Annotated in this window: 1 pseudogene; it reads right to left on the bottom strand. The window is 47.7% G+C overall.

What is annotated here, in order from left to right:
- Positions 1 to 1,035, bottom strand: a pseudogene (locus J576_RS19305) (hypothetical protein); the annotation flags it as partial.

Here is a 1,035-nt window from a genome sequence, read left to right as displayed (position 1 = left end):
CCATTGCTTTGTAAAGTCCAGCCTTTGTCCAGTGCAGTGATCGCATCGCCCACGTTATTGACGTTGTTGCCATTCACAGTATAGGTCGGTGAGCTTACTGCACCTGTTGTGCTGTCATAGCTTGCACCACCACCCAGATTGTTGGCTGTGCTGTTGCCCAAGGCATCAGTCTTGTTGTTGCTTGATGTGCTTAACGCATCAAGCTGACCTTTGTTTACTGCATCGGTTGCTGCTGTGCCCGCACCGACATTCGTAACTTTCTCACCATTGGCATCCAGTCCGTTCGCTGTCAGCTTCCCTGCAAACACAGGTGCATCTGCAAGTTGAATATCAACGGTATTACCACTGATGACCGTCTTCACATTCGAGTTCGAGCCAGATGCTGTCAGCCCACCTGTAATATTCAGGGTTTCACCCAATTTACGATCAACACTGCCGCTGTTACCTGCAAAGGTAATCGGTTTAACCACTTCATTATTCAGGTTAGTTAAGGCATCACCGACATTGTTGGCATTAACTGTTGTACCATCAGTTTTAGTGGTGACATAAGTTGGTGAGCTTACTGCACCTGTAGTGCTGTCATAGCTTGCACCACCACCCAGATTGTTGGCTGTGCTGTTGCCCAAGGCATCAGTCTTGTTGTTGCTTGAGGTACTTAACGCATCAAGCTGGCCTTTGTTTACTGCATCGGTGGCATTGGTGCCTGCTGCTACGTTACTGATGGTGTTACCTGCAGCATCAATACCAGTCTTGGTCACACTTGGTCCACCAGTGATGGTTAAACCATTCGTATCCAGCTTGCTGTCCCCTGCCGTTACACTGTCAATATTCAGGTCACGATTTAAGCCATACTGAATCGTATTGCCGGTCTTGGTCACTTTCAGGTTGGTTTCACCTGCAACCGTACCAATGTCTACCGTATCACCAGCTTTTACTGCAGTTGCATTGGTACCATTACTTTGTAAAGTCCAGCCTTTGTCTAATGCAGTGATCGCATCGCCCACGTTATTGACGTTGTTGCCATTCACAGTATAG

Origin of the sequence: Acinetobacter sp. 766875 (genome assembly GCF_000582055.1) — a bacterium.
Taxonomy (GTDB): domain Bacteria; phylum Pseudomonadota; class Gammaproteobacteria; order Pseudomonadales; family Moraxellaceae; genus Acinetobacter; species Acinetobacter nosocomialis.
The sequence above is the reverse complement of the archived record's forward strand: the minus strand, read 5'-3'. Positions and strand labels throughout refer to the sequence as shown.